Genomic DNA, 20,828 nt, shown 5'->3' with positions numbered 1-20,828 from the left:
GAAGTGTTCTTTATCCAAAGGTCACCTTCATAGAGGAGTGAATACCATGCCAAAAGAAGAAATACTGACAGGCCCAGCGGTCATCAAAATTGTAAGTACCTATATGGGACCAGAACATGTTGAGTTGGTTCAAAAAGCATTAACTTATGCTGAAAAAGCACACGAAGGTCAAGTCCGACAATCAGGTGAACCTTACATCATCCATCCGATTCAAGTGGCAGGCATTCTGGCTGAATTACATATGGATCCCCATACTGTAGCAACAGGATTTTTACATGATGTTGTCGAAGATACGGACGTAACACTGGACGATTTAAAAGAAGAATTTGGCGAAGACATCGCAATGTTAGTCGATGGCGTAACGAAACTAGGAAAAATTAAATATAAATCTCATGAAGAACAATTAGCCGAAAACCATCGGAAAATGTTATTGGCAATGGCGCAAGATTTACGGGTCATTATGGTGAAACTAGCCGATCGTTTGCACAATATGCGCACATTAAAACATTTACGTGAAGATAAGCAACGACGGATTGCGCAAGAAACTTTAGAAATTTATGCGCCTTTAGCACATCGCTTAGGGATTAGTCGAATTAAATGGGAATTAGAAGATACTGCCTTACGTTATATTAACCCCAACCAATACTATCGAATTGTTAATTTGATGCAAAGTAAACGTGATGAACGTGAAGCTTATGTGGCAGAAGCAGTCGAAGATATTCGTTTAGCTACGGAAGATTTAGAAATTTACGCAGAAATATATGGTCGACCAAAACATATTTATTCAATCTATCGTAAAATGAAGGACCAAAAGAAACAGTTTAATGAAATCTATGACTTATTAGCCATTCGTGTTATTGTCGATTCCATTAAAGATTGCTATGCCGTGTTAGGGGCGATTCATACACGTTGGACACCAATGCCAGGTCGCTTTAAAGATTATATTGCTATGCCAAAAGCGAATATGTATCAATCTATCCATACGACAGTTATTGGGCCAAAAGGGAATCCAGTAGAGGTCCAAATTCGGACCCATGAGATGCACCAAATCGCCGAATTTGGGGTGGCGGCTCACTGGGCCTATAAAGAAGGCAAAGCGGAAAAAATTGAAACAGATGAACTGACGAAGCAAGTCGATTGGTTCCATGAAATTATTGAATTACAAGATGAAAGCTATGATGCTTCTGAATTTATGCAAGGTGTGAAAGAAGACATTTTTAGCGACAAAGTCTATGTCTTTACGCCAAGTGGAGATGTAACCGAACTGCCAAAAGGCTCCGGACCACTAGATTTTGCTTACAGTATCCATACTGAAATTGGGAATAAAACAACTGGCGCGAAGGTCAACGGCAAAATGGTACAGTTAGACTATGTCCTAAAAAATGGGGATATTATTGAAGTCCTAACATCACCGAATTCTTTCGGACCTAGTCGCGACTGGCTGAAAATGGTTAAAACAAGTAAAGCCAAAAATAAAATCAAACGTTTCTTTAAAGAACAAGACCGTGAAGATAACATTATTAAAGGGCATGATGCTGTCATTAAATACATGACAGAAATCGGCTTTACACCGAAAGAATTTTTAACGAAGAATAAAATGGCGGAAGTGCTAGATAAATTTAAATTTCAAACGGAAGATGATTTATTTGCGGCAGTAGGTTATGGCGAAGTAAGTGCGCAAGTAGTGTGCAATCGTTTAACAGAAAAAGAACGCCGCGAACAAGAGTTGGAACGTCAACGCCAAGAAGCAGAAGAGTTGTTAAATCAGCCAGCTAAAAAAGAATCAGAAAAAATGAAAGTTCGTCATGAAGGCGGCATCGTGATTCAAGGGGTGGACAACCTATTGATTCGTTTAAGCCGCTGTTGTAATCCAGTGCCTGGTGATGAAATCGTTGGTTACATTACCAAAGGACGGGGCGTTTCAATTCATCGTGCGGACTGTCCTAACGTACAACATCAAGAAGAACTAGCACAACGTCTAATTGAAGTTGAGTGGGAAGATACCGAGCACAGTCGCAAAGAATACGCTGCCGATTTGGAGATTTACGGCTATGATCGTAGTGGCTTACTGAGTGATGTTTTACAAGTCATTAGTTCGATGACAAAAAATTTAGTCGGCGTTGAAGCTCGTCCATCCAAAGATAAGATGGCCCAGATTCATGTCACTGTGAAAATTCAAAACCTTTCTCATTTAAAAACCATCGTTGACAAAATTAAAAGTGTACCAGATGTTTATAGTGTTCGTCGAACCAATGGGTAAGTGTTAAAAGTGAGGCAAAAAAGATGAAAGTAGTTATTCAAAGAGTCAGTCAAGCACAAGTTGCGATAGAAGAGCAGATAGTGGGACAAATCAAACAAGGCTTCATGGTGCTGGTGGGCATTCATCAAGAAGACACGCCAGAAGATGTGGCTTATGTTGTTGGCAAAATCAGTAAATTACGTGTTTTTGAAGATGACGAAGGAAAAATGAATCGCAGTATTCAAGAGATTGAAGGATCAATTTTGAGTATCTCTCAATTTACCCTCTATGCAAAAACTAAAAAAGGCAATCGTCCCAGTTTTATTGAAGCGGCTCGTCCAGATGTGGCGATTCCTTTGTATGAATTATTTAATCAACAATTAGAAGCAGAAGGAATAGCGGTAGCCACAGGAGAATTTGGCGCGGATATGCAAGTGTCGTTGACCAATGATGGTCCAGTGACCATTGTGATTGATACACGAGAAAAATAATTGATTTTCCTGTCGGAAACCCTTGACTTTCTAAGAGAACTTTAGTAGTTTATAGATAATATTAAAAATCTACGAAGGAACGAGTAAGTTTCATCTGTCTGCGAAGAGAGAGTTGCCGTGGCTGAGAGCAACTTCAACAGTGAAAGTGAAAGACATTCTGGAGATGGACGGAAGAAAAGCCGTCCCGTTACGAGCGTTAATCGTTGAGGAAAGAGTCAAATCTTTCAAAACTAGGTGGTACCGTGTAAAAGAGACTTTTACGCCCTTGTATGTTCAACATACAAGGGCTTTTTTCATTTTTAGAAAAAAGAAAATGGCGCACACATTTTTGTGGAATGATAGAAGGAGAGAAAGACAATGAGTTATCAAAAACCAAAAGGAACAAACGATATTTTGCCAGGAACTTCTGAAAAATGGCAATTTGTGGAAGAAACAGCTCGTTTGATTTTTAAAGATTATCAATACCAAGAAATCAGAACCCCGATTTTTGAACATTATGAAGTGATATCTCGCAGTGTTGGCGATACTACAGATATTGTTTCAAAAGAAATGTATGATTTTTATGATAAAGGAGACCGTCACGTGACGCTACGTCCTGAGGGGACAGCGCCAATTGTTCGGGCCTTCGTTGAAAATAAATTATATGGTCCGGAATATACGAAACCATATAAAACCTATTACATGGGGCCGATGTTCCGCTATGAACGCCCACAAGCTGGTCGTTTGCGTCAATTCCATCAAATTGGTGTGGAAGCATTTGGTAGTGAAAACCCAGCATTGGATGTTGAAATTATGGCTATGGCTTTGGACTTCTTCAAACAATTAGGCATCCAACAAATCAAATTAGTTATTAATTCCTTAGGGGATAAAGAAACACGTGCTACGTACCGTCAAGCATTAATCGATTATTTAGAGCCCCATATGGCAGAATTAAGCGAGGATTCACAACGTCGCTTACACGAAAATCCATTGCGGGTGTTAGACAGCAAAGATAAAAAAGACAAGGTGATCGTCGCAGAAGCGCCCTCCATTTTAGATTATTTAAATGAACCATCTAAAGCACATTTTGAAGCAGTAACTGATATGTTAGATTTACTAGAAATTCCTTATGAAATTGATAGTAATATGGTTCGCGGCCTGGATTATTACACACACACAATTTTTGAAATTATGAGTGAAGCGCCTAAAATGGGTGCGCAATCAACTATTTGTGCAGGAGGCCGATACAATGGTTTAGTTGAAGAATTAGGCGGCCCAGACACACCAGGTTTTGGTTTTGGTATGGGCATTGAGCGAGTGTTGTTAACAATGGAAGCTGAAGAAGTTGTGATTCCAGCGTTATCTGAATTAGACGCATATGTGGTTGGGATTGGTTCAGAAACCAACGTCGCAGCTTTGCAACTTGTTCAAAGCATTCGTAACTTTGGTTTCTCAGCTGATCGTGATTACATGAATCGCAAACCAAAAGCGCAATTTAAAACGGCCGATAAATTACAAGCAAAATTAGTTTTAACAATCGGTGAAAATGAATTGAATGAAGGCATTGTCAACGTAAAATCAATGGCAACACGCGAAGAAAAAGCCTTCCCGTTAAGTGCTATTCATGATTCATTTGATGAAGTGTATGACGAAATGATGACAAAAATGATTGAAGAATAAAAAGGAGAGATTGAGAAATGGCAAAACGCACAACCTATTGCGGCAATGTATCTGCCGAATTTATTGAAAAAGAAGTTGTATTAAAAGGATGGGTTCAAAAACGTCGTGACTTAGGAGGCGTTATCTTTATTGATTTACGTGACCGTGAAGGAATCGTCCAAGTGGTCTTTAACCCAGAAAAGTCAAAAGAAGCATGGGAAATTGCTGATAAATGTCGTAGTGAATACGTCATCGAAGTTAAAGGTCAAGTCGTTTATCGTGATAAAGAAGCGATTAATCCCAAAATGAAAACTGGCGAGTTTGAAGTGATGGCGACTGACATTACGATTTTAAATACTGCGAAAACAACGCCATTTACCATTGAAGATGACAATAACGTTAATGACGAATTGCGCATGAAATATCGTTATTTAGATTTGCGTCGTCCATCAATGACAAACAACATTAAATTACGTCACCAAGTAACGAAAACAATCCGTCACTATTTAGATAATCATGACTTTTTAGACATTGAAACTCCTTATTTAGGCAAATCAACACCAGAAGGCGCTCGCGATTATTTGGTTCCTTCTCGTGTCCATGCCGGTCATTTTTATGCTTTACCACAATCACCACAACTCTTTAAACAATTATTAATGGGGGCAGGCTTCGATCGCTATTACCAAATCGTTCGTTGTTTCCGTGATGAAGATTTACGAGGCGACCGTCAGCCAGAATTTACACAAATCGATATCGAAACGACCTTTTTAACACCAGAAGAAATTCAAACATATACAGAAAATATGTTGGCTGAAGTGATGAAAGAGACAAAAGGAATTGAGATTTCTGTTCCGTTTCCACGAATGAGCTATGACGAAGCAATGGCACGCTATGGTAGCGATAAACCTGACACTCGTTTTGCTATGGAATTAATTGATGTCGCAGATGTAGTGAAAGACGTAGACTTCAAAGTTTTCCAAGCAGCGTTGGAAAATGGCGGACATGTGAAGGCTTTAAATGCTAAAGGCGCCGCAGATAAGTATTCTCGTAAAGATATGGATAACTTAGGTAAGTATGTGAGTCAATTTGGTGCAAAAGGCTTAGCTTGGTTAAAAGTTGAAGAAGATGGCTTAAAAGGACCAATTGCTAAATTCTTAACAGAAGTTAGTGATGAATTAATTGCTGCTACCAATGCAGAAGTCGGTGATATTTTAATGTTTGGTGCCGATAAACCTGAAATCGTAGCCGCTGCTTTAGGTGCGGTACGTACACGTTTAGGTAAAGAATTAGGTTTAATTGATGAATCGAAATTCAATTTCTTATGGATTGTGGATTGGCCGTTGTTTGAATATGATGAAGAAGCTGGCCGCTATGTTTCTGCTCATCATCCATTTACACAACCAAAAGCAGAGGATGTGGCCCGCTTAGCAACAGACCCAGCCTCTGTGTATGCTGAAGCTTACGATGTTGTCTTAAACGGCTACGAATTAGGCGGTGGCTCATTACGGATCCATACACGAGAATTACAAGAAAAAATGTTTGAAACGTTAGGTTTTACAAAAGAAGAAGCACAAGACCAATTTGGTTTCTTGCTAGACGCATTAGATTACGGCTTCCCGCCACATGGAGGGATTGCTTTAGGGCTAGACCGCTTAGCAATGCTATTGGCTGGGGAAGAAAATATTCGTGAAGTGATTGCCTTCCCTAAAAACGGGAAAGCAATTGACCCAATGAACAACGCACCAAGTTTAGTTTCTCCATTACAATTGTTTGAATTAAACATTGATGTAACAGCCATTGACGAATAAATGTTAAATCTAAAGAAAGAGTGACTTCATTGACGGATGAGGTCACTCTTTCTTTGGGAAGGAAAAGGATAACAAAATAAAAAGTGGCTGAGCTAAAAATCTGCCAATTGGCTGTTTTTTCTTTTTAGAAAACTTTGTATGATAACTGAGTGTATAAAGGAGCGAAACAAATGACAAAAATAATTTTAACAATTGGCGGTTCCGATCCTTTTTCAGGTGGCGGGATTCAAACAGATTTAAAAACGTTTGAAAATCATCAAGTCTTTGGCTTATCAACTTTAACTTGCCTTGCTACAGCCCCCAAGAATCATTTTCAGATTCATGACCTGGAGACTTCTTTGGTGAAAGAGCAACTCGCTTCCATACCTGCCGGGAGTTTAGACGGCATCAAGATTGGCTTGATTCACAGTGAAGAAAGTATGCTACAAATTGCAACCTTTTTGAAAAAGCACGCAGGTCTGCCGGTGGTGTTGGATCCTGTCTTGGCTTTTAAAGAAACGACTTCAGTTTATGAAAAAAGATACATGCAGTTATTGATTGAAAAACTTTTTCCATTCGCAACGATTATAACGCCTAATTTAAAAGAAGCAGAATTACTCATTGGCAGAAAATTAACAACCGTCGAAGAAGTTCAACAAGCGGCGGAAGAGTTAAACTCTTTAGGAGCGGCAACGGTGGTGATTAAAGGTGGTAATCGTTGGCTTGGCCAAGAAGCACGTGACTTTTTTTATGATGGACAACAACATATTCAATTGGTCAAAGAAAAAGTAATGGCCCACACCATTGATGGCGCTGGTTGTTCCTTTGCCTCTGCAATTGGTGCGAATTTAGTTAAAGGATATCCGTTAATTGAAGCAGTTGATTTAGCAAAAACATACGTTCATGAAGCCATTGTTTCTGGGGTCCAGCTAAATGCAGCTTTTGGAAGTGTGTGGCATGAAGGATTACTAGCAGGAGGTGTGGCGGATAATGACAAGAAAAATTAGTCTATATGCAGTAATTACCGCTTTAACAGTGGCTGTGTCAATGGTCTTTATTATCCCCGTCCCAGCAACAAATGGCTTTGTTACATTGGCGGATGCAGGGATTTACATTGCTAGTTTACTTTTTGGTCCGATTGGTGGCTTGACAGTCGGAGCTTTAAGCGGTGGTTTAATTGATTTATTGTCAGGCTATCCACAATGGTTCGTTTTTTCGTTATTGATTCATGGCGGACAAGGTTGGTTAGCAGGTCACTTCTTTAATAAAAGTAAAAAGATGCAAACGCTAGGATTACTTTTAGCCAGTCTCCTCATGATTAGCGGGTATGCTTTAGCGACTAGCTGGCTTTATGGCGTGGGTGCGGGGATTGCCTCATTACCAGGGAATATCATTCAATCCTTATTTGGGGTGATTGTAGCATTGCCTCTTAGTCAAACATTAAAACGTGTGTTACCAAAAAATGGTCGTTTAGAAGAAAGAAGGATGAACAAATGACTATCGATGAAAAAATGTTAAAAGAACAGTTAGTGACAATTACAGAAGAAGTCATTACAGCAGGAAATTTACAAAAAGGGGACCTATTTGTTTTAGGTTGTACCACTAGCGAGGTAGTAGGTGGCGTCATTGGTAAAAATTCCAGTGCCGAAGTAGGACAATGGATTGTCTCAACCTTAATTGAACAATTAGATAAAAAAGGCATCTCTTTGGCTGTCCAAGGATGCGAACATATTAATCGTGCTTTAGCGATGGAACGTCGTGTGGCTGAAGAAAAAGGCTTTGAAATTGTCTCGGTAGTACCACAATTACATGCTGGCGGTTCTTGTTCAGTGGCTGCCTTTGAAAAATTTGATGAACCTGTGGAAGTGGAGCATATTGTTGCTCAAGCAGGGATTGACATTGGCGATACATCTATCGGTATGCATGTAAAACATGTGCAAGTTCCTCTTCGCTTGAGCATTCGAACGTTAGGTGCGGCCCATGTTACAGCATTATATTCTCGTCCTAAATATATTGGTGGACCAAGAGCCCATTATGAAACAACCCAAGAACGAAATCGTTAAGATTTCGTTCTTTTTTCATTTCTATAAACATTTGATGAATCTTCCGTAATTATTATAGGAATCTCTTTTTTTCTCTCGGTAAACCACGTATAATATGAAAAGAAATGTAATTTATTGAAAACCTGAAACGAGGCTATTATTTATGAAAAAAATTTATGACGGACTGCCAGTTCATGACTATACAACAAAATTTTCCGTGTCGATTGTCTATGCTATTCTTGCATCAATTGCCATGAACTTTTTCTATCAACCAGGAAATATTTATTCCAGTGGCTTAACAGGCTTGGCCCAAATTTTAACAACCCTCTCAACAAAAATTGTCGGTTTTAATGTGCCTGTCTCCATTACATTGTATCTTTTAAACGTGCCGTTATTCTTTATTGCGTGGAAAAAAATAGGTAAGAAGTTTACAATTTTTACTTTCATTACCGTGACTTTAACTTCATTATTTATGCATATTGTTCCGCAAACGGTGATGACTCAAGATCCAATTATCTGTGCTATTTTTGGTGGGGCGATTTCTGGATCAGGAATTGGTTTTGTTTTAAAAAACGGGGTTTCTTCTGGGGGCTTAGATATTCTAAGCATTACCATTCGGAAAAAAACGGGGCGTTCCGTTGGCTCGATTTCAATTTATTTTAACGCACTAATTGTCTTCGTTGCAGGTTATTTATTTGGCTGGCAGTACATGTTCTACAGTGCGTTATCAATTTTTGTAAGTGGGAAGGTCACAGATGCCGTTTATACTAAGCAAAAGAAAATGCAAGTTATGATTGTCACTAAAAACCCAGATCGAGTCGTGGATGAGATTCAAAAGAAAATGCGCCGCGGTATTACAATTATTCATGAAGCGGAAGGGGCGTATCGCCACGATCGCCAAACTGTTTTGCTAACTATTGTGACACGCTTTGAGTTGCCAAGTTTAGAAGCAGCCATGAAAGAAAGTGATCCGAATGCCTTTGTCAGCATCTCAGATAATGTTAAAATTTTAGGACGTTTTTACGAAGAAGATTACAAATAAAAGGATATGAAGCAACGAGAGAATGGCTGTGTCTATTCTTTCGTTGCTTTTTTTGAAAAATAAGTAAAAAAATGCTTTGTGTGAGGACCTGAAATTCCCATTTAAACAAGAAGTTAATTGAAAGACGTTCGTGAATTCCTTTGCTTTTGGTTTAATTAAATCTAATTATTCGGAAATAAGTCGCTATTGTTTCTCGCAAACGAATGCTTTGTTTGGATTTGAAAGAAAACGATGAAAAAAGAATCATTTTTATTGAAAAGACCCAAAAAAACTGGTACACTAAGTGTGTAATTGATAAGTACTTTTAATACTGTTATGAATAAATAGTAGGAAAAACGAACATCAATTCTATTTTTTTAAAGTTCATAGGTCGTTTTCAGTCTTACTTGGACATATTTCGACCCACAAAAGGAGCGCATCATGTTAAAAGAATTTAAAATGATTGAAGCAGTTGCTCCAGATATGCTCGATGTATTACAAGAAAGATTCCAAATTCTTCGCAATATTTATTGGATGCAACCTATTGGACGTAGAAGTTTATCAGAAACGATGGGAATTACAGAGCGAGTCTTGCGTACAGAAACAGATGTTTTGAAGCAGCTCAACCTGATTGAACCTTCAAAAAGCGGAATGACATTAACAGAACGCGGTTTGGAAGTCTACCAAGGCTTAGAATTAGTCATGAATCAATTGCTTGGCATGCACCAAATCGAAAAAGAAATGACACAGTACTTTGGCATTCAACGTTGTATCGTTGTTGCAGGAGATAGTGATATCCAAAAGAAAGTTCTTTCGGACTTTGGAGATGTCTTAACCAATACGCTGAATTTACTCTTACCAAATGGTGAGAATACAATTGCGGTTATGGGTGGGACAACAATGGCCATGGTGGCCGAAAATATGGGATCACTAGAAACTGAAAAACGTCATAATTTGTTTGTTCCAGCCAGAGGAGGGATTGGTGAAGCAGTTTCTGTCCAAGCCAATTCAATTAGTGCTGTAATGGCCAACAAAACGGGTGGTAACTACCGGGCGTTATATGTCCCAGAACAATTGAGTCGTGAAACGTATAATAGTTTATTACAAGAACCCTCGATTCAAGAAGTTCTTACGTTAATTAGTCATGCCAACTGTGTGGTGCACAGTATTGGTCGAGCGTTGCACATGGCGGCACGCCGAAAAATGTCTGATGACGAAATGGTTATGCTCAAACAAAAAAATGCCGTGGCAGAATCGTTCGGTTATTTCTTTGATGAAGAAGGAAAAGTGGTCTATAAAATTCCACGAATTGGTCTTCAATTAAAAAACTTACAAGAAATTCCCTATGTCGTCGCAATTGCGGGCGGCAAAACGAAAGCCAAAGCCATTCGCGCATATATGAAAAATGCACCAAAACAAACGTGGCTCATCACAGATGAAGCTGCTGCAAACGAGATTTTAAAAGGGGTAACCCTTTAAAATAAAAAATTTTTGATTTTCATAAGGAGGAAATCTTTAATGACAGTTAAAGTAGGTATTAATGGATTTGGACGTATCGGACGCTTAGCTTTCCGTCGTATCCAAGATGTAGAAGGAATCGAAGTAGTTGCAATCAACGACTTAACAGATGCTAAAATGTTAGCACACTTGTTAAAATATGACACAACTCAAGGCCGTTTCAACGGTACAGTTGAAGTTCACGAAGGTTCATTCAACGTTAACGGCAAAGAAATCAAAGTTTTAGCTAACCGTAACCCTGAAGAATTACCATGGGGCGAATTAGGCGTAGACATCGTTTTAGAATGTACTGGTTTCTTTACTTCTAAAGAAGCTGCTGAAAAACATTTAACTGCTGGTGCAAAACGTGTAGTTATTTCAGCTCCTGGTGGTAACGATGTACCAACAATCGTTTACAACACAAACCATGAAACATTAACTGGAGAAGAAACTGTAATTTCAGGCGCTTCTTGTACTACAAACTGCTTAGCTCCAATGGCTAAAGCTTTACATGACAACTTTGGTGTTGTTGAAGGTTTAATGACAACTATCCACGCTTACACAGGTGACCAAATGACATTAGACGGACCACATCCTAAAGGCGACTTCCGTCGTGCGCGCGCTGCTGCTGCAAACATCGTACCTAACTCAACTGGTGCTGCTAAAGCAATCGGCTTAGTAATCCCAGAATTGAACGGTAAATTAGATGGCGCTGCTCAACGTGTTCCTGTAGCTACTGGTTCATTAACTGAATTAGTTACTGTATTAGACAAAGAAGTTACTGTTGATGAAGTAAATGCAGTAATGGAAAAAGCTGCTAACGAATCTTATGGTTATAACACAGACGAAATCGTTTCTTCTGATATCGTAGGTATGACTTACGGTTCATTATTCGATGCAACTCAAACAAAAGTTATGACAGTTGGCGACAAACAATTAGTTAAAACTGTTGCTTGGTATGACAACGAAATGTCATACACTGCTCAATTAGTTCGTACTTTAGAATACTTCGCTAACTTATAAGATTCATTCTTATCATTAGTGAAATTTGAACAATTGTGAAATAATAAGCGGGGAAGCAACGCGCTTCTCCGCTTTCTTTTTTTAAAAAAGAAAAATCCTAAAATTGACAATACAGGAGGTCTACTCATGGCTAAAAAGACAATTAAAGATGTAGATTTAAAAGACAAAAAAGTCCTTGTCCGTGTTGACTTTAACGTTCCGTTAAAAGATGGCGTGATCACAAACGATAATCGTATCGTAGCGGCTTTACCAACAATCAAATACGTGATTGAAAATGGCGGAAAAGCAATTCTTTTCTCTCATTTAGGTCGTGTAAAAACAGAAGAAGACAAAGCTGGCAAATCATTAAAACCAGTGGCTGAACGTTTAAGCGAATTACTAGGTCAACCAGTTACTTTTGTTCCAGAAACACGTGGTAAAGAATTAGAAGACGCTGTTAACAATATGAAAGACGGCGACGTTTTAGTATTTGAAAACACTCGTTTTGAAGATGTTGACGGCAAAAAAGAAAGCGGCAATGACGCTGAATTGGGTAAATACTGGGCTTCTTTAGGCGATGTATTTGTCAATGATGCTTTTGGTACTGCACACCGTGCACATGCCTCAAACGTTGGAATTGCTTCAACTGGTATCCCAACAGTTGCTGGTTTCTTAATGGAAAAAGAAATTAAATTCATCGGCGAAGCTGTTGAAAATCCAAAACGTCCATTCGTAGCAATCTTGGGTGGCGCAAAAGTTTCTGACAAAATCGCTGTCATTGAAAACCTAATTGAAAAAGCCGACAAAATTTTAATCGGTGGCGGTATGGCTTACACATTCATGAAAGCACAAGGCTATAGTGTTGGTTTATCTTTACTTGAAGAAGATAAAGTGGACTTAGCGAAAAGCTTAATGGAAAAAGCTGGCGACAAATTAGTTTTACCGGTTGATACAGTTGTCTCTAAAGAGTTCAGCAATGACGCTCCTTTCCACACGGTTCCTTCAACTGAAATCCCAGATGATGAAGAAGGCTTGGATATCGGTGAAAAAACAATTGAATTATTCGCTAACGAATTACAAGGTGCGAAAACAGTTGTTTGGAATGGACCAATGGGCGTATTTGAAATGAGTAACTTTGCCAAAGGAACAATTGGTGTTTGTGAAGCGATTGCTAATTTAGAAGACGCAACAACAATCATCGGTGGTGGGGACTCTGCTGCTGCAGCAATTCAATTAGGCTACGAAAACAAATTCTCTCACATCTCAACAGGTGGCGGAGCAAGTTTAGAATTATTAGAAGGCAAAACTTTACCAGGTTTAGCTTCTATTAACGATAAATAATCAGTTTAAAAGACAATATTTTTAAAAAAAGAAAAGGATGTGCTTTTCATGCGCAAACCAATTATCGCTGGTAACTGGAAAATGAACAAAACTTTAAGCGAAGCACAAAGCTTTGCAGAAGCAGTAAAAAATGCTGTTCCATCAAACGACGTTGTTGACGCTGTGATTGGATCTCCAGCATTATTCTTAGCTCCTTTAGCTTGGAACCTAAAAGATTCTGAAGTGAAATTAGCTGCACAAAACTGCTACTGGGAAAACGCTGGTGCCTTCACTGGTGAAAACTCACCAGCTGCAATTGCCGATTTAGGTGTAAACTATGTGATTATCGGACACTCTGAACGTCGCGAATATTTCCACGAAACAGATGAAGATATCAATAAAAAAGCCAAAGCAATCTTTGCAAATGGTATGACACCAATCTTCTGTTGTGGTGAAACTTTAGAAACGTATGAAGCTGGTAAAACAGCGGAATGGATCGAAGGTCAAATCACTAACGGCTTAGTTGGTTTATCAAACGAACAAGTTGCTTCAATGGTTATCGCTTACGAACCAATCTGGGCAATCGGAACTGGTAAATCTGCAGATGCTAATATTGCAGATGAAATCTGTGGTGTTGTTCGTTCAACAGTTGAAAAATTATACGGCAAAGAAGTTTCTGAAGCTGTTCGTATTCAATACGGTGGTTCTGTTAAACCAGAAAACATCGCTGAATATATGGCAAAAGAAAACGTTGACGGTGCTTTAGTCGGCGGCGCAAGCTTAGAAGCAGATTCATTCCTAGCTTTATTAGATGCTGTAAAATAAGAAATCACTAACGGTAACGTTTTCTCAATGACTTTTGCAAAAAAATGTTTGCATAGTTTGCGAGAATTAACTACAATCATACATGAGGGAATCCCCTTAGTATAAATACAAACTCAAAGGAGAGACAAAACATGTCAATTATTACTGATATTTACGCACGCGAAGTCTTAGACTCACGCGGTAACCCAACAATCGAAGTAGAAGTTTACACTGAAAGCGGAGCTTTCGGCCGTGGAATGGTTCCTTCAGGAGCTTCAACTGGTGAATACGAAGCAGTTGAATTACGTGATGGCGACAAAGCTCGTTACTTAGGTAAAGGTGTTACTAAAGCTGTAGATAACGTAAACAACATCATTGCTGAAGCAATCATCGGTTACGATGTACGCGATCAAATGGCTATCGATAAAGCAATGATCGATTTAGATGGAACTCCTAACAAAGGTAAATTAGGTGCTAACGCTATTCTTGGTGTGTCTATCGCCGTAGCTCGTGCTGCTGCTGATTACCTAGAAGTGCCTTTATATCATTACTTAGGCGGATTCAATACAAAAGTATTACCAACTCCAATGATGAACATCATCAACGGTGGATCACATGCTGACAACAGTATTGACTTCCAAGAATTCATGATCATGCCTGTAGGTGCGCCTACATTCAAAGAAGCTTTACGTATGGGTGCAGAAGTATTCCACGCATTAGCTTCAATCTTAAAAGGTCGCGGCTTAGCTACTTCAGTAGGTGACGAAGGTGGTTTCGCTCCTAACTTAGGTTCAAACGAAGAAGGTTTCGAAGTAATCATCGAAGCTATCGAAAAAGCTGGCTATGTTCCTGGTAAAGACGTTGTTCTTGCTATGGATGCTGCTTCTTCAGAATTCTACGACAAAGAAAAAGGCGTTTACGTTTTAGCTGACTCAGGAGAAGGCGAAAAAACAACTGAAGAAATGATCGCGTTCTACGAAGAATTAGTTTCTAAATACCCAATCATTTCAATCGAAGACGGCTTAGACGAAAACGACTGGGACGGATTCAAAAAATTAACTGAAGTATTAGGCGACAAAGTTCAATTAGTTGGTGACGATTTATTCGTAACAAACACAACTAAATTAGCTGAAGGTATCGAAAAAGGTATCGCTAATTCAATCCTAATCAAAGTTAACCAAATCGGTACTTTAACTGAAACATTTGAAGCAATCGAAATGGCTAAAGAAGCTGGCTACACTGCAGTTGTATCTCACCGTTCTGGTGAAACAGAAGATTCAACAATCTCTGATATCGCTGTTGCAACAAACGCTGGCCAAATCAAAACTGGTTCATTAAGCCGTACTGACCGTATTGCTAAATACAACCAATTATTACGTATTGAAGATCAATTAGGCGATGTAGCTGAATACAAAGGCTTAAAATCTTTCTACAACTTAAAAAACAAATAATTCATTTAATGAATAACGCTTAAAGGGACAATTGGTTAATGAACCAATTCTCCTTATACTCGGACGTAAAAACACGCCTTTCTGCAAAGAAAGGCGTGTTTTTTTTATATTTATAAAAATATTGAAAAAAATAGATTAGAAATAACTTCAACCGTACATCGCTCTATAATCACTTGTTTAAAAATAACAAAACATTAACAAAACAACATTATATAAAAATTTAATAAAACAAAATAATTGTTATTTTATAATTTTAGTATTGACTGGTTTCAGATAACGCTGTACGCTTAAAGAAATAGTATAGAATTTCACAAAAAAATGAAAACACAAATTTAACTTGGAGGATGTTGAGTAGTGAGCAACGGGAAAAAGATTTTTATTAGTCATAGTTCAAAGGATCAAGAATATGTGGATGCGTTTATCCAATTATTGAAAAAAATAAATAAATGTAAAGCTACTTTTGCATTTTGTTTAGAATCCTGAAATAATTTTAAAGGAGGTCCTAAAAATGAAAGTAAATTTATATAAAATTTTAACTGAAAAAAAGGAAGAATTTTTTGAGCAAATTAATTTAGAATATAAAATGGAAAGCGATGAAGTTCGTCAATATAGACAAAAAAGTGTACATATTCAGTTATATATTGATCGAAATAACTTAGAGGGAACTCCAAAATGGCAATGGATAATTGATGAATTAACAGAAGGAATACATCTAAAAACTTATGGAGCACCCAAAGGAATTTTAACAGTTTCTTTGGATGATGAGTTATATGCGTTTTCTTTTAGTCATGCGCATCATTGTGTTCATAAGTTTGCAGATAAAGAATTTGCCTTTCGTTTTGCGAGAAAGTTAGACTACAAAGAAGTAAAGCGTACAGCTAAAGCAGCGCCGCATAGTTCTAAGGTAAAGATGATTGATGCTTTTAAAGATAATAAATATTTTGATTTTGATAGTGGTGAAGCTTATTTAAAAGTTAAAGCTACCCAAAAATTACCAAGAGATTTTGGAATATATAAAGAAAATATCGAAATTGGGGATGCTTTATCTGTTGAGTTGAAAAATGACTGTCTAACACACATGTTAGCGCTTGTATTTTATGCAAAAAGAATCATTACATCTGAGAAAGAAGAAATAAAAATTCCATTATTGAAGAAATTGGACAAGAATGATGATAATCTTATTAAGAAATTAGATGGGAAATTAATAAAAAAAATAATTGATGGAGAAACACCTATTTATTTTTCAGATTTTGATATTATAGGAAACATAGAGAGTTTTAATGATTATAGTACGGAATATACAGTACATTATTTAAATAGAAAACCGGTTTTTTTAGATGGATTTGACATCAATGATTTACGCATGTTCATTGAAAAAAACAAATTAATAGGCGAAGATATTTTTAAAATCTTTATAGGTAAAGAAATTGAAGGCAAGAGAAAAAAATATGAGATAAAGAAAATATTAGATTACACAGATGAAGAAGAGCGTTATACACTACTAAATGGTGAGTGGTATTCTTATAATAATGACTATCTAGATTATTTAAATGATTCACTTAGTGAAATTCCAGTAATCTATAATCCTGAGTATGATTTTTCTAAAAAAAGGCATGAAACTTTTTGTGCTAAGAAATATGAAGAAGAAAAAAATAGATCTGATTTTACTGGCAAAACAAAGAAAGAGATTAAAGAGTCAATAAAAAGAAAATACTATAAAGAAAGAGTTTATAATCTCTTGCTAGCAGAAGAAAATGAACATTTAGAGAATTATGATCGTCAGTTGACCAAACTATCTAATAATGAAGACATTGAGATTGCAGATATATACTGTAAAGAAACGCAAACATTATTTGCAGTTAAAATCGGTGATGCATCATCCAAGCTAAGTTATGCAGTTACTCAATCACTTGCTTCTTTAGACATTATTCGCTCAGGATTAGTAAAAGATATACCGTCTGTAGAAAAAATAGGTTTGTGGCTTGTATTAGACAAGAAGACTAAGTTGATTGAGCGAGAAAAAGGAATACCAGACTTAACATATTTGAAAATGTTTTTATTCAAAAATTATTTAGACAATTGGAAAAAACATGTATTATATTCTTCTAAAAAGCCAGTTATCTATATAAACTATATGATAGAGTAGAGCAACTTAAAATTTGAGAAAAAGCTTCTCAGCGGTTGCCGCCGCTGAAGAAAACTAGTTCATTGCACAGGCTGATCGTTTCAGTAAAAATTTTAAAGATGCTAGTAATTTCACTGAAAATCGGGTACACTAAAATTAGCTAGTGTAACTAGCAAAAAAGGCAACTGGAATAGATAGGTTGTGCTGTCTATGAAGGGCTTTGTTTGTCAGGTGGTGCTGACATGCAAAGTGCCTTTTTTCTTTTTCTCAACATTTTAAGGACAAAAAACGATTGCAACATGTCACAATCGCTAACCTCGGAGAAAAAGGAATTTTTCTCCAATGGCCATTTCGATAACCTGTTGTGTGTTTCGAAACATTCAGAACGGTGGTGCGTTCTTTCAGTGCCTAATTATCCAATTCGTTTCTTGTTCCTCTATTTACAGTATACTGAATGAAAGCCTATTCTGCAATGATAGAATCAGGTTCCTGTGATTAAATAACATAAAAAATGGGCTCCTTATATAAAGAAAAATAACAAAAGAAATTTTGAATATTGACGTTTTTTTTAGGTACGTTATGATAAATGAGAGGTGATTTTATGTTAAAAATGCAAATTGTTGATTATTTACGCAATCAAACAGCTTTTTTTGAACCATCTTTAGTCAGTGAAATTTTCACAGCAAGCAATATTGCAACGACATTTTCTATCAAACGAAATACAGCTAGTCACTATTTAAATCAGTTAAACGAAGAAGGGATTCTAGTTAAGATCAATACACGACCAGTTTACTTTTTTCATAAAGAAGCGTTTCAACAACAAAACTATCTTTTAAAAAGAACTGTTTATCAAAGTTTCCAAGAAATGATCGATGAACAGCCTGTTTTTGATCGCAAAAGTGATTTTTTTCAGTCGGTCATTGGTTATCGCGGTAGTTTAGCTCAGACCATCGAACAATTAAAAATGGCAGCGCTTTATCCTGGCGGTGGATTGCCTGTCTTAATTACAGGTGAAAGTGGTACGGGTAAAAGTTTTTTAGCATCCTTATATTATCAGTTTTGTCTTTCAAAAGAACTACTTGACGATTCAGCACCTTTTGTGACAGTTAATTGTGCGCAATATGCCAACAATCCAGAGCTTTTAACTAGTCAATTATTTGGGCATCTTAAAGGCGCTTTTACGGGAGCAGATTCCGATAAAATTGGGGCCTTTCAAAGTGCAGAAGGGGGCGTTTTATTTTTAGATGAAGTTCATCGTTTGAGTCCTGAAGGGCAGGAAAAATTGTTTACATTTTTAGATCAGGGTATCATTTATCGGATGGGTGAAACCAATCGGCCCATTCCTGTTACGTGTCGGTTGTGCTTTGCCACAACTGAAGAAATTTCTAGCACCTTTTTAACGACATTTTTAAGACGAATTCCTATTCAAATTAAAATCCCAAGTCTTGCTGAACGCACTCAAGCGGAAAGAAAACAATTAATTATGCGAGCATTTTATGAGGAACAGCAAGCTATTCAAAAAGCAGTTACTATCACGCCACAAGTTATCCAACTTTTAGAAAATCACCATTATGTAGGCAATGTAGGTGAATTAAGAAATAATATAAAAATTATTACTGCACGCAGCTTTGCCGCCAATCTTGATAAACGTGTTATTCCAATCACTTTGCACGATCTACCGAAAGAATTTCTGGATCAATCGATCAGACTAGCTCCTGATGAAAATGAATTGCCTATTCGTTTAGATGAGCAAACAAATCTGGTTAGTTTGTTAGAGGAAACAGAGCTTGCGCAAAGAAAAATTATCCAGAGTTATGAACGAATCCTTCGTCTTTATGTCTCTCACCATCATCATCTTTCCACTGCTAATAACGACATCTCGAAAGAAATTGAACGCTTATTCGATGATTTATTATTTGAAAAGAAGCGAGAGAAAAATCACGAAATGTTATTGTTTATTACGCAAAATATCCGTCAATTATTGGAAACGATTGAATCGTCTTATCAAATTCGGTTTAATGGCAGTTTAGTCTATGCATTAAGCACCTATCTGTTTCAACGAAGATGTATTGATTGGTTTCCAGAAAAAGAACCTACAACAGTCATTGACGAACTTTTAACAGAAGTTCAAACTAAATTAGCAACTAGTTATGGCTACGCTGAACAACTGTTAACTTTAGTGAAACGTTCATTAGATATTGAACTATCCCAGATGGATCGAATTATTGTCACCATTTATCTTCACTATTCGGGTTCAGTAAAGGAAAGTCACTATCCGAAAGCGGTGATTGTTGCCCACGGATATGCCACAGCAAGTAGTATTGCGAATGTTGCAAATCGGCTGTTAGATGTGCCAATTTTTCAATCGTTTGACATGCCGTTAGATGTTACTCCCAAAAAAATTTCCGAACACTTAATTCACTATATGGAACGTCAAGAAACGAGGAATGGTTTAGTAATTCTTTTTGATATGGGTTCATTGAAAGAAATTTATCAGTATTTTCCGGCAGAAGAAGAAGGTCCTTTTTTATTAATGAATAATGTGACAACAAGCTTGGCTCTGTCTATAGGAGAAGCCATTAAAGACGAAGTTTCTTTTGAAGAATTGCCCCAAAAAGCGTTAACGGTTCATCCAAATGAATGGGAAATCATATTACCTGAAAATAAAACGGAACGTGTCATTTTAACAACGTGTAGTACCGGAATTGGCACAGCCGTTAAAATTAGAGATTTACTTGAAAAAAGTTTACCTGCGGAAGCACAATTAAAGATTATTCCTTGTGAGTATAATCAATTACGTAATGCAGAGTCGATCAAAGAAAGTTTTCCAGAATATGAGATTGTCGGCATCATCGGTACAAACAACCCGTCTTCAAATGACCTCCCGTATATCTCTTTAGAAGAGTTGATTGCAGGAAAAGGAATTACGACCCTTTTAGAATGGACAAAGAGAGAATTAACTAAAGATATGCTGTCCTATGTAAATCATGAGTTGATTCGTAACTTTTCATTAGATCGGGTCATTCAATCAGTGACGATTTTAGATACAGAAAAAATTATTCGACAAGTAGAAGTCTTTTTAATTCAATTAGAAGAGCGGTGGCAACAAACAATTCAAAATGATCGTAAATTAGCGGTATATGTCCATGTCAGTTGTTTAATTGAACGATTAATCCGGAATGAACCTATTGAAAATTATAATGGCGCCGAACAATTAAAGCAGTGTCAAAGAACGGTCTTGCAAGAGTTAAAAGAGGCGTTTAGTGTCATTGAAAAAGTTTATAGTGTCAATATACCTGAATCGGAGCTTTTTTATGTCTATGATGTGTTGTTTGGAAAAACGGAGTTTAACAACGCAGAAAGCGATTTTTAAAATAAAAAGGAGGGAGTGCCACTTTTTTGGCACTCTTT

The 20,828-nt window shown here is 37.2% G+C and carries 17 protein-coding genes and 1 pseudogene; all 18 read left to right on the top strand.

Features of this window, described 5'->3' with window-relative positions; all coding sequences use genetic code 11:
• Positions 1-46: 46 nt before the first annotated feature.
• The 18 genes and pseudogenes from IGL93_RS08070 to IGL93_RS07985 all read left to right on the top strand — a co-directional run bounded on the left by IGL93_RS08070 (position 47) and on the right by IGL93_RS07985 (position 20,790).
• Positions 47-2,260, top strand: coding sequence for a RelA/SpoT family protein (locus IGL93_RS08070; protein WP_002357079.1), 2,214 nt, complete (start codon positions 47-49; stop codon positions 2,258-2,260).
• A gap of 23 nt (positions 2,261-2,283) precedes the next feature.
• Positions 2,284-2,730, top strand: coding sequence for a D-aminoacyl-tRNA deacylase (gene dtd, locus IGL93_RS08065; RefSeq protein WP_002357080.1), 447 nt, complete (start codon positions 2,284-2,286; stop codon positions 2,728-2,730).
• Between the two features lie 139 nt (positions 2,731-2,869).
• The gene (locus IGL93_RS08060) at positions 2,870-3,091 is read left to right on the top strand and encodes a hypothetical protein (protein ID WP_002383130.1); all 222 of its coding nucleotides are present in this window, start codon (positions 2,870-2,872) and stop codon (positions 3,089-3,091) included.
• On the top strand, positions 3,088-4,389 hold the full coding sequence (hisS, locus tag IGL93_RS08055; RefSeq protein ID WP_002362049.1) for a histidine--tRNA ligase: 1,302 nt from the start codon (positions 3,088-3,090) through the stop codon (positions 4,387-4,389). Before IGL93_RS08060 ends, hisS begins: the two co-directional genes overlap by 4 nt.
• A gap of 17 nt (positions 4,390-4,406) precedes the next feature.
• The gene (gene aspS, locus IGL93_RS08050) at positions 4,407-6,176 is read left to right on the top strand and encodes an aspartate--tRNA ligase (RefSeq protein WP_002360034.1); all 1,770 of its coding nucleotides are present in this window, start codon (positions 4,407-4,409) and stop codon (positions 6,174-6,176) included.
• 149 nt (positions 6,177-6,325) lie between these two features.
• Positions 6,326-7,162, top strand: coding sequence for a bifunctional hydroxymethylpyrimidine kinase/phosphomethylpyrimidine kinase (locus tag IGL93_RS08045; RefSeq protein ID WP_002385835.1), 837 nt, complete (start codon positions 6,326-6,328; stop codon positions 7,160-7,162).
• Positions 7,146-7,652 carry an ECF transporter S component gene (locus IGL93_RS08040; RefSeq protein ID WP_002395212.1) on the top strand — a complete coding sequence of 169 codons (507 nt, stop codon included), beginning with the start codon at positions 7,146-7,148 and terminating at the stop codon, positions 7,650-7,652. Before IGL93_RS08045 ends, IGL93_RS08040 begins: the two co-directional genes overlap by 17 nt.
• Entirely contained in the window at positions 7,649-8,218 is a 570-nt protein-coding gene (locus tag IGL93_RS08035; protein ID WP_002365825.1) for a TIGR01440 family protein, read from the top strand. The genes IGL93_RS08040 and IGL93_RS08035 overlap by 4 nt, the downstream gene beginning before the upstream one ends.
• Before the next feature lie 142 nt (positions 8,219-8,360).
• Complete coding sequence (locus IGL93_RS08030; RefSeq protein ID WP_002357090.1) at positions 8,361-9,239, top strand: YitT family protein; 879 nt, start codon at positions 8,361-8,363, stop codon at positions 9,237-9,239.
• A gap of 420 nt (positions 9,240-9,659) precedes the next feature.
• On the top strand, positions 9,660-10,697 hold the full coding sequence (locus tag IGL93_RS08025) for a sugar-binding transcriptional regulator (protein ID WP_002357092.1): 1,038 nt from the start codon (positions 9,660-9,662) through the stop codon (positions 10,695-10,697).
• Positions 10,698-10,736: 39 nt separating this feature from the next.
• Positions 10,737-11,738, top strand: a complete 1,002-nt coding sequence (gap, locus tag IGL93_RS08020) for a type I glyceraldehyde-3-phosphate dehydrogenase (RefSeq protein WP_002357093.1) — start codon at positions 10,737-10,739, stop codon at positions 11,736-11,738.
• 126 nt (positions 11,739-11,864) lie between these two features.
• Positions 11,865-13,058, top strand: a complete 1,194-nt coding sequence (locus IGL93_RS08015) for a phosphoglycerate kinase (RefSeq protein WP_002357094.1) — start codon at positions 11,865-11,867, stop codon at positions 13,056-13,058.
• A 48-nt stretch (positions 13,059-13,106) separates the two neighbouring features.
• Positions 13,107-13,862, top strand: a complete 756-nt coding sequence (gene tpiA, locus IGL93_RS08010; RefSeq protein ID WP_002362045.1) for a triose-phosphate isomerase — start codon at positions 13,107-13,109, stop codon at positions 13,860-13,862.
• Between the two features lie 131 nt (positions 13,863-13,993).
• A complete protein-coding gene (eno, locus tag IGL93_RS08005) occupies positions 13,994-15,292 on the top strand; it encodes a phosphopyruvate hydratase (protein WP_002357098.1) in 1,299 nt (432 codons plus the stop codon).
• Between the two features lie 354 nt (positions 15,293-15,646).
• Positions 15,647-15,730 (top strand): annotated as a pseudogene (locus IGL93_RS08000) (toll/interleukin-1 receptor domain-containing protein); the annotation flags it as partial.
• 70 nt (positions 15,731-15,800) lie between these two features.
• Complete coding sequence (locus tag IGL93_RS07995) at positions 15,801-17,438, top strand: DUF6119 family protein (protein WP_033789360.1); 1,638 nt, start codon at positions 15,801-15,803, stop codon at positions 17,436-17,438.
• A gap of 221 nt (positions 17,439-17,659) precedes the next feature.
• Positions 17,660-17,875, top strand: a complete 216-nt coding sequence (locus tag IGL93_RS07990; RefSeq protein WP_002357102.1) for a hypothetical protein — start codon at positions 17,660-17,662, stop codon at positions 17,873-17,875.
• A gap of 143 nt (positions 17,876-18,018) precedes the next feature.
• Complete coding sequence (locus tag IGL93_RS07985; protein WP_010707389.1) at positions 18,019-20,790, top strand: sigma 54-interacting transcriptional regulator; 2,772 nt, start codon at positions 18,019-18,021, stop codon at positions 20,788-20,790.
• The last annotated feature ends 38 nt before the right edge of the window (positions 20,791-20,828 follow it).

The sequence above is a fragment of the Enterococcus sp. DIV1328a genome, assembly GCF_050536905.1.
Lineage (GTDB): Bacteria > Bacillota > Bacilli > Lactobacillales > Enterococcaceae > Enterococcus > Enterococcus faecalis.
This window is presented reverse-complemented; position numbering and strand designations above follow the sequence as displayed.